This is a genomic window from Streptomyces sp. CNQ085 (assembly GCF_022614595.1).
Classification (GTDB): Bacteria; Actinomycetota; Actinomycetes; order Streptomycetales; family Streptomycetaceae; genus Streptomyces.
This window is the reverse complement of sequence record NZ_JAJFAU010000106.1, coordinates 8,286-17,350: the sequence shown is the minus strand read 5'-3', so window position 1 is coordinate 17,350 and position 9,065 is coordinate 8,286. Positions and strand designations below refer to the sequence as shown.

At 75.3% G+C, this 9,065-nt stretch carries 7 protein-coding genes and 1 pseudogene; 5 read left to right on the top strand and 3 right to left on the bottom strand.

From position 1 onward, the window contains the following. A pseudogene (locus LJ221_RS17245) lies at positions 1 to 104 on the top strand (electron transfer flavoprotein subunit alpha/FixB family protein); the annotation flags it as partial. Positions 105 to 144: 40 nt separating this feature from the next. On the opposite strand, the gene LJ221_RS17240 reads toward LJ221_RS17245, so the two are convergent. Next, a complete protein-coding gene (locus LJ221_RS17240) occupies positions 145 to 1,203 on the bottom strand; it encodes a LacI family DNA-binding transcriptional regulator (RefSeq protein WP_241717623.1) in 1,059 nt (352 codons plus the stop codon). Between the two features lie 136 nt (positions 1,204 to 1,339). On the opposite strand from LJ221_RS17240, the gene LJ221_RS17235 reads away from it, so the two are divergent. Together LJ221_RS17235 and LJ221_RS17230 are read left to right on the top strand one after the other, a co-directional pair. Beyond that, the gene (locus LJ221_RS17235; protein ID WP_241717622.1) at positions 1,340 to 2,281 is read left to right on the top strand and encodes an ROK family protein; all 942 of its coding nucleotides are present in this window, start codon (positions 1,340 to 1,342) and stop codon (positions 2,279 to 2,281) included. Between the two features lie 131 nt (positions 2,282 to 2,412). After that, complete coding sequence (locus tag LJ221_RS17230) at positions 2,413 to 3,477, top strand: NUDIX hydrolase (protein WP_241717621.1); 1,065 nt, start codon at positions 2,413 to 2,415, stop codon at positions 3,475 to 3,477. A gap of 50 nt (positions 3,478 to 3,527) precedes the next feature. Here LJ221_RS17230 and LJ221_RS17225 read toward each other — a convergent pair whose 3' ends face one another. After that, positions 3,528 to 4,892 (bottom strand): dipeptidase, encoded by a 1,365-nt coding sequence (locus tag LJ221_RS17225; protein ID WP_241717620.1) that lies wholly within the window; start codon positions 4,890 to 4,892, stop codon positions 3,528 to 3,530. Positions 4,893 to 5,102: 210 nt separating this feature from the next. Between LJ221_RS17225 and LJ221_RS17220 the strand changes: the two genes are divergently transcribed. Further along, positions 5,103 to 6,269, top strand: coding sequence for a geranylgeranyl reductase family protein (locus LJ221_RS17220; RefSeq protein ID WP_241717625.1), 1,167 nt, complete (start codon positions 5,103 to 5,105; stop codon positions 6,267 to 6,269). A 113-nt stretch (positions 6,270 to 6,382) separates the two neighbouring features. Here the strand turns inward: LJ221_RS17220 and LJ221_RS17215 are convergent, their stop codons facing one another. Beyond that, a complete protein-coding gene (locus LJ221_RS17215; RefSeq protein WP_241717619.1) occupies positions 6,383 to 7,171 on the bottom strand; it encodes an AfsR/SARP family transcriptional regulator in 789 nt (262 codons plus the stop codon). A 496-nt stretch (positions 7,172 to 7,667) separates the two neighbouring features. On the opposite strand from LJ221_RS17215, the gene LJ221_RS17210 reads away from it, so the two are divergent. Next, positions 7,668 to 8,900, top strand: a complete 1,233-nt coding sequence (locus tag LJ221_RS17210) for an ROK family protein (protein WP_241717618.1) — start codon at positions 7,668 to 7,670, stop codon at positions 8,898 to 8,900. The last annotated feature ends 165 nt before the right edge of the window (positions 8,901 to 9,065 follow it).

Below are 9,065 nucleotides of genomic sequence, written 5' to 3'. Positions count from 1 at the left end.
CCGCCGACGCCCCCGAGTTCACCGACTACCTCGTCGTGCCGAAGGTGGACGCGCTCCAGGCCGCCTACGAGGCCGTCTTCCCGGCCGCGTGCGTGCCCGGATCCGGTCCGCGCCCGGCCGGGGGAGGCCGGGCCCGGGCGGGGGTCAGGAGTGCGGAGGGACCTCTCCCGAGCCGCGCGGGACCAGTCGGGTGGGCAGCACGACGCGCCGCGGCGTGTCACCCGAGCCCTCCAGCCGGCGGAAGAGCAGCTCACCGGCTCTGCGGCCCAGCAGAGCGGGTTCCTGTGCGATGACGGTGACCGGTGGGGTCAGCAGGTCGGCCAGCTCGAAGTCGTCGAAGCCCACCAGCGCCACGCGCCGCTCCAGACCCGCCAGCACCCGTACCACGGTGACGGTCACCCGGTTGTTGCCCGTCAGCAGCGCGGTGACCGGCCCCGCGGCCGACTCCCGCCCCGCCAGCATGCGCTCGGCGTCGGCCCTCACGCGCCCGGGGTCGGTGGGACCGAGCGCGACCCACGAGCCGTCCACCGCGAGCCCGGCCTCCGCCATCGCGACCCGGTAGCCGCGCAGCCGCTCGGCGGCGGTGTGGATGCGCGGCAGGTCGCCGATGAAACCGATCCCGCGGTGGCCGTGGGCGATGAGGTGCGCGACGCCCTCTCGCGCGCCCGTGAAGCTGTCGGAGAGCACCGTGTCGGCCTCGATGCGGGCGGCGGGGCGGTCCACGAAGACGGTGGCGATCCCGGCGGAGATCTCCGGTTCCAGGTAGCGGTGGTCGTCGCCGGCCGGAACGATCACCAGCCCGTCCACGCGCCGGGCGCACAGGGCGAGCGCCAGTTCCCTCTCGCGTTCGCCGTCCTCGGCGCTGGAGCCGTTGATCAGCAGCGCGCCGTGCGTCCGGGCGACCTCCTCGACGGCGCGGCTGAGGGGGGCGTAGAAGGGGTCGGCGAGGTCCTCCAGGACCAGGCCGATGCTCGCGGTACGGCCCTTGCGCAGAATACGGGCACTGTCGTTGCGGCGGAAGCCGAGGGCGGTGATGGCCTCGCGCACCCTGCGCTCGGTGTCGGGGGTGACGCCGGGCTCGCCGTTGACGACCCGGGAGACGGTCTTGAGGCCGACCCCGGCGCGGGCGGCCACATCCTTCATCGTCGGCCGCAGCCCGTAGCGGCGCCGGGAGGTGTGGTCGGGGCGGGCGGTGTCGGCCACGTGGGGTCTCGTCCTGTCGTCGGCGGGCGGTGACACGGTCGCACACGGCAACATGCTCGTGCGTCGACGACCTCAGAGCATAGAGTCGGCCGATGGAGTGGACAACGTTGTCAGAAATAAGTGAGACTCTCCGCCCATGGATCAGGACCTTCTCGCCGCCCTCGACATCGGCGGAACCAAGATCGCGGGTGCGCTGGTGGACGACCGCGGACGGCTGCTGCTGCGGACCCGGCGGCCGACCCCGGCGAGGGAGCCGGGCCAGGGCGTGATGCGTGCGGTGGCCGAAGTGCTCTGCGAACTGAGGGCGTCGGCCCAGTGGCCACGCGTGGCGGCCCTGGGCATCGGAAGCGCCGGACCGGTGGATGCCCGGCGGGGCACGGTGAGCCCGGTCAACATCCCCGGCTGGCGGGACTACCCGCTGGTGGCGGGGGTGCGCGCCGCCGTCGGGGGGATGCCCGTGACGCTGGTGGGCGACGGTGTGGCGATCACCGCCGCCGAGCACTGGCAGGGCGCGGCGCGTGGCCGGGACAACGCCCTGTGCATGGTCGTCTCCACCGGAGTGGGCGGCGGGCTGGTCCTGGACGGCAGGCTGCACCCCGGGCCGACCGGCAACGCCGGCCACATCGGCCACATCAGCGTGGACCTCGACGGCGACCCCTGCCCGTGCGGGGCGCGCGGCTGCGTGGAAGGTCTGGCCAGCGGCCCCAACATCGCCCGCCGGGCCGTGGCGAACGGCTGGCGGCCCGGGCCGGGCGGTGACACCAGCGCCCGCGGGGTGGCCGCCGCCGCGCGGGCGGGGGACCCGGTGGCCGTGGCCTCCTTCGAACGTGCCGCGCGGGCGCTGGCGGCCGGGATCGCCGCGACCGCGACCCTGGCCGAGATCGAGATCGCGGTGGTCGGAGGGGGAGTGGCCCAGGCCGGGGAGGTCCTGTTCGCGCCGCTGCGCAGGGCGCTGGGGGAGTACGCCACACTCTCCTTCGCCCGGGGACTGGAGGTCGTCCCCGCCGGCACGGGCACCGAGGCCGGCCTCGTCGGAGCCGCGGCGGCCTGCCGGGAGGCGCTGGGCTGGCCCGTGTGAGAGGCCCGGCGCCCCGGGACGGCGCGCGGGGCGGAACGCGCGCGGCAGCGCGCGGGACGGGGCGCGGGGGCGCGTTTCCGGGACGGGGTGGAGCGGGCAGTGAACCGGGGACGACGGAATGGGGGGGAACCGTGATCGTCTGGTTGAACGGCGCCTTCGGCGCGGGCAAGACCGCGGCGGCCCGTGAGCTGGTCGAGCTGCTCCCGGACAGCAACCTCTTCGACCCCGGCCTGATCGGCGCGGGGCTGCGCGCGCTCCTGCCGCGCAAGCGCCTGGACGAGGTGCCGGACTGCCAGGGCCTGCCCGCCTGGCGCCGGCTGGTGGTGGACACGGCCGCCGCCGTCCACGGCGAGGTGGGCGGCACTCTGGTGGTGCCGATGACGCTGCTGCGGCAGGAGTACCGCGACGAGGTGTTCGGCGGGCTGGCGGCACGCCGCATCCCCGTGCGACATGTGTTCCTGGAGGTCGGGGAAACGATCCGCCGCGAGCGGGCCGCCCGGCGCGGGGAGACCGGGGGGACGTCCGGGGACGGCGGAGCCGCCGTCTGCGGCGCCGCGGCGGGCGACCGCTACCCGCGGCCGGTCCGGCACCCGGCGGCCGGGCAGCGGGTGCCGGACTGGCTCCGGGCCGACGCGCACACCGTCGACGCCACCTTCCTCACCCCCCGGCAGACCGCCGAGAAGGTGGCGGAGGCGATACGCGCGGGAGAGGGCGCCTGCGACATCGTGCAGACACCGGAACCGACGGCGGAGACCGTGGCGGCCGGGGTCCTCCTCTTCGACGAGGCGGACCGGGTGCTGCTGGTCGACCCGACCTACAAACCCGGCTGGGAGTTCCCCGGCGGCGTGGTCGAGCCCGGTGAACCGCCGGCCCGTGCCGGGCTGCGCGAGGTGGCCGAGGAGCTGGGGTTGCGGCTGGACACCGTGCTCCGGCTGCTCGTCGTCGACTGGGAGCCGCCCCGGCCGCCCGGCTACGGCGGTCTGCGGCTGCTCTTCGACGGCGGCCGGCTGACCACCGCGGCCGCCCGCGACCTGCTGCTGCCCGGCTCGGAACTGCGCGGCTGGCGCTTCGCCACCGAGCGGGAGGCCGCCGCGATGCTGCCCCCGGTGCGGATGAAGAGGCTCCGCTGGGCGCTGCGGGCGCGCGAGCGGGGCGTCACGCTCAACCTGGAGGCGGGCACACCGGTCGGCGTGTGACGGCCGGCCGCGCACCGCGCGGACCCGGGCCGTCACACGCCGGAGGCCGGTCAGCCGCACGCGGTCTCGGCGTACCTGCGCAGGAACAGCGCCTCGGCCACCGACAGCCGTCGCAGCTCCTCCGGGGAGACGCTCTCGTTGACCGCGTGGATCTGAGCCTCCGGCTCGCTCAGACCGATCAGCAGGATCTCCGCCTTCGGGTAGAGCCTGCCCAGGGTGTCGCACAGCGGGATCGAGCCGCCCATGCCGGCGGTGGCCATCTCGGCGCCGTCGTACGCCTCGCGCATCGCCTCGGCCATCGCGGTGTACGCCGGGCTGGTGGTGTCGGCGCTGAACGGCTGGCCCTGGCCCACCTGCTCCACGGCCAACCGCGCGCCCCAGGGGATGTGGGACTCCAGGTGGGTGGTGAGCAGGGCGGTGGCCTCGGCGGCGTCCGTGCCCGGCGGCACCCGCAGGCTGATCAGCGCCTGGGCGCTCGCCTGCACCGACGGGGTGGCGCCGACCACGGGTGGGCAGTCGATGCCCAGGACGGTGACGGCGGCACGGGCCCAGATGCGGTCGGCTACGGTGCCCGAGCCGATCAACTCCACCCCGTCGAGCACCCTGGCGTCCCTGCGGAAGTCCTCCTCCGGATACTGCAGCCCCTCCCAGGAGGCGTCCGGGGAGAGCCCGTCGACGGTCGTCGAGCCGTCCTCGGCGCGCAGCGAGTCCAGCATCCGGATGAGGGCCGCGAGCGCGTCCGGGGCGGCGCCACCGAACTGGCCGGAGTGCAGGTTGCCCTCCAGGGTGTCCACCCTGACCTTCAGCATGGTCATCCCGCGCAGCGTCGCGGTGACGGTCGGCAGCCCGGCGCGGAAGTTCCCGGAGTCCCCGATGACGATGGCGTCGGCGGTCAGCAGCTCCGGGTGCGCCTCGGCGTAGAGCTCCAGCCCTCCCATGCCCATCTCCTCGGAGCCCTCGGCGATCACCTTGACGTTCACCGGCACCCCGCCGTCGGCCTTCAGGGCACGCAGCGCGAGCAGGTGCATGATGAAGCCGCCCTTGCAGTCGGCGGCGCCGCGCCCGTACCACCGTCCGTCGCGCTCGGTCAGCGTGAACGGCGGAGAGAGCCAGGCCGCCTCGTCCAGCGGAGGCTGCACGTCGTAGTGGGCGTACAGCAGCACGGTGGGGGCGCCGGCCGGGCCCGGCAGGAAGCCGTAGACCGACTGCGTGCCGTCCGGGGTGTCCAGCAGGGACACGCCGGTGAAGCCCTCCGCGCGCAGCGCGTCCGCCACCCACCGGGCCGCCCCCGCGCACTCCTCGGGCGGGAACTGCGCCGGGTCGGCGACCGACTTGAAGGCCACCAGTTCGCCGAGCTCGGTACGGGCCCGGGGCATCAGCGAGGCTACGGTGGCTGCCAATGCGTCGTGCGCCATGGGAACGCTCCTTCGTGGTACCGCGTTGTGTGCCTGCGGGCGGGATCACCGTACGTACAGGCGAATGTGTGGTGCCGATACTCCCACAGGGGATCCGGGCGGACGCGGCACTAGGATGCGGCGGTAACCGGAAGCGGCCGAGCGGGAGCGGTAACACACGTGAGCAGGGAAAGCGCCGAGAGCGCCGAGGGCACGGACCGACAGGACCCGGTGTGGGACGTGGTGGTGGTGGGAGCCGGGCCGGCCGGGGCCTCCGCGGCGTATGCCGCGGCCGTCACCGGGCGCCGGGTCCTGCTTCTGGAGAAAGCCGAACTCCCCCGCTACAAGACCTGCGGCGGCGGCATCATCGGGCCCTCCAGGGACGCCCTGCCGCCCGGCTTCGAACTGCCCCTGCGTGACCGGGTTTACGCGGTGACGTTCTCGCTGGACGGCAGGTTCGCCCGCACCCGGCACTCCCGGAACATGCTGTTCGGGCTGGTCAACCGGCCCGAGTTCGACCACGCGCTGGTGGAGTCCGCGCAGAAGGCCGGCGCGGAGCTGTGGACGGGGGCCGCCGTCACCCGCGTCGAGCAGCACGGCCCGGCCGTCCCCGACCGTCGCACCGTCGCCGTGGTCCTCTCCGACGGCCGCACCGTCCTGGCCCGCGCCGTGGTCGGCGCGGACGGCAGCGCCAGCCGGATAGGGGCCCACGTCGGGGTGAAGGTCGACCAGGTGGACCTGGGGCTGGAGGCCGAGATCCCGGTGCCGCCGCCGGTGGCCGAGGACTGGGCGGGCCGTGTCCTCATCGACTGGGGCCCGCTGCCCGGCAGTTACGGCTGGGTGTTCCCCAAGGGCGACACCCTCACGGTGGGGGTGATCTCCGCTCGCGGCGAGGGCGCGGCCACCAAGCGCTATCTGGAGGACTTCATCGCCCGCCTCGGGTTGTCCGGGTTCGAGCCCGAGGTGTCCTCCGGCCACCTCACCCGCTGCCGCTCGGCGGACTCCCCGCTGACCCGGGGCCGGGTCCTGGTCTGCGGGGACGCGGCGGGGCTGCTGGAGCCCTGGACGCGCGAGGGCATCTCCTTCGCGCTGCGCTCCGGCCGGCTGGCCGGGGAGTGGGCGGCGCGGGTCGCCGAGGCGCACGACGCGGTGGACGCCCGCCGCCAGGCGCTCAACTACGCCTTCGCCGTCAAGTCGGGCCTCGGCGTGGAGATGGGGGTGGGCGGCCGGATGCACGCCGTCTTCGCCCGCCGCCCGAAACTGCTGCACGCGGTGCTCACCGGTTTTCGCCCGGCGTGGAACGCCTTCGCGAGGATCACCCGGGGAACAACCACCCTCGGGGAGCTCGTCCGCACCCATCCCCTGGCCCGGCGGGCCCTGGAAAGAATGGACCGCTGAACTCCGGGCGCCACTTCCCAGTGCCCCGGTCACCGGTTCATCGCTCCAGGGCGATCCGGAAGACGGGGCGCCGGCCGGCCGGGGCCAGGGCTTCCTTCCGGGCCGGGCCGGGGTCAGGAGGCCAGCGCCGACTCCGGCAGCAGCGAGGGGTCCTGGCGCGCGATCCGCGCGTGCAGCTCCCGCAGCGCGGGGCCGGGCTCCGCCCCCCGCTCGTCCACGAGCCGGCGCCTGGCCTCCTCGTACGCCGCCAGAGCGTCCGCGGGACGGCCGCAGCGGTACAGGGCCAGCACCAGAAGTCCCACCAGCCGCTCGCGCAGCGGGTGCCGGGCCACCTGCCGCGTCAGCTCGTGGACGCACTCGCGGTACAGGCCCATCTCCAGGTCGCCCTCCAGCCGGGTCTCCAGCACCATCAGCCGCTTCTCGGCCCAGCGGCGCCGCTCGCCGTCCAGGTAGGGGCCGGTCAGGCCTTCGGCGAACTCGCCGCGCCACAGCTCCTCCGCCTGCCTCGCCAGCGTGCCCGCCCGGTGCGGGTCGCCCGACTCCCGCGCGGACAGCGCCTCGCGCAGCAGCGTCCGCCGTTCCGCCAGGTCATCGATCCGGGCGTTCTCCAAGCGGTAGCCGCTGCCGGTCCACACCAGTTCCGGTGGCGATCCGCCTCCCCCCGCCGCCCCGAAGGCCCGGCGCAGACCGGAGACGTACTTCTGGGCCAGGTTCCTTACGTGCGAGGGCGGTTCGCAGCCCCAGACCGCGCTCACCAACGCCTCGTACGACATCGTCCGTCCCTCCTGGAGCAGCAGGACGGCGAGTACCGCCCGCTGCCGGGGCGGTCCCAGCGGCACCTCGTTCCCCTCGTGCAAGGCTCGCAGCGGCCCGAGCAGTTCGAATCGCAGACCCTCAGCCATGTGCCCTCCCTCACCGCCCCAATGAGCCTACGTCCTGGACGGCGTTCCAGTGGATCTTCCCCCGAAGGCCGGTGATCCGCGTGGCCGCGGCCGGCTTCGCGTGCCCCTCGGGAGGTCCGCGCGCTCCGGGAGGGCGGGCCGCTTCACCGGACGGCGGAGCCGGAGCGCCGCGGGCGGGCGAGTGCCGCGCCCCTCGGCGGACACCCGCTCCCCGTACGGCCGCCGGTTCCACGGTGCGAGGCGGGAGGCCGTGGTCTTCCCGGTGACCGGCGCGGTCCGCCCGCCACGCCCTCATCCCGGCTCGCCGCCGGCGGCTCCGGGGAGAGGGCCGGCGAGGACCTCGGTGCCCCGCCCTCTGGCCGGACGGCTCCGAGAGGTAGCTGTCGATGCCCACGACAGGCAGTGTGCCAGGGGGCGCCGGGGAGTGCTCAGCCCTGTTCGAGGCGGTCGGACCGCCCCGCTTTGTTCGCGGTGAATACAAAGCCAGAATGGGGAGGTGACCCCGACGCATACGACAAAGCTGGAGAGAGGCCGTGGCGCCCTCGGCCCGGCGCTGGAACTCGTGCACACCGGACGCGCGCCCACCCGCGCCGTGCTCACCGCGGAACTCGGCGTGACCCGGGCGACCGCCGGAGCGGTGGCCGCGGAGCTGGAGGCGCTCGGGCTGATCACCGTCGACTCCCGGCCGGCCGTCGCCGCCGGTTCCCAGGGCCGTCCCTCCCACCGGCTGTCGGTCGCCCCCGAGGGGCCGGTCGTCCTGGCGGCCCAGGTGCACGCCGACGGGTTCCGTGCCGCCCTCGTCGGGCTCGGTGGCCGGATCGTCGCCACCGTGCCCGGCGCCGTGACCGTGGAGGCCGACCCGGCCCAGGTGCTCACCGAGGTCGTCGGCGCCGGGGCCGGGCTGCTGCGCGAGACCGGGCGGCGCTGCCTGGGCGCCGGCCTGGCGGTGCCCTCCGCCGTTGCCGAGCCGGAGGGTACCGCCCTCAACCCGCTGCACCTGGCCTGGCCCCCGGGTGCGCCGGTGCGGCACATCTTCACCCGCTGCCTGGCCGAGGCCGGTGTCACCGGGCCGTCCGGCGACGCGCCCGCGGCCGGTTTCGCCGCCAACGACGTCAACCTCGTGGCCCTGGCCGAGCACCGCCACGGCGCGGGCCGCGGCGCCCGCGATTTGTTGTGCGTGGCCACCGGGCACCGCGGCGTCGGCGGCGCTCTCGTCCTCGACGGCCGCCTGCACACCGGCAGTTCTGGGCTGGCCCTGGAGGTCGGCCATCTCACCGTGGACCCGGACGGCAGGCCCTGCCACTGCGGCGGGCGCGGCTGCCTGGACGTGGAGACCGATCCGCTGGCCTTCCTGGAGGCCGCCGGCCGCGAGCCCGGCCCCGAGACCGGCCTGCTCAGACGCGCCCTGGAACTGCTGCGCACGGAGTACGCCACCGATCCGGCCGTGCACGAGGCGGCCCATCTGCTCATCGACCGGCTCGGACTGGGGCTGGCCGGCCTGGTCAACATCCTCGACCCCGACCGGATCATCCTCGGAGGGCTGCACCGCGCCCTGCTGGAGGCCGACGCCGAGCGGCTGCGGAGCGTCATCGCCGAGCGCAGCCTGTGGGGGCGCAGCGGCAAGGTGCCGGTGCTCGCCTGCGAACTGGACTACAGCGGTCTGGTGGGCGCCGCCGAACTCGCCTGGCAGCCGGTCCTGGACGACCCCATGACGGTGGCGCGGGGCTGAGCCGGGCCGGTCGTGCCGCGGGCCGGTGCGTCCTGCTCGGCGGCTGCCCGCGGGGCCGGCGGTTCCCGGTGCGGAGGGCCGGACGCACCCCTCGCCGTGTCTGTCGTCCCCGCCGTCCCGGCCGGGGTGGCGGGACCCGGCACCGGAAGGGTGATCCGGGTGGCC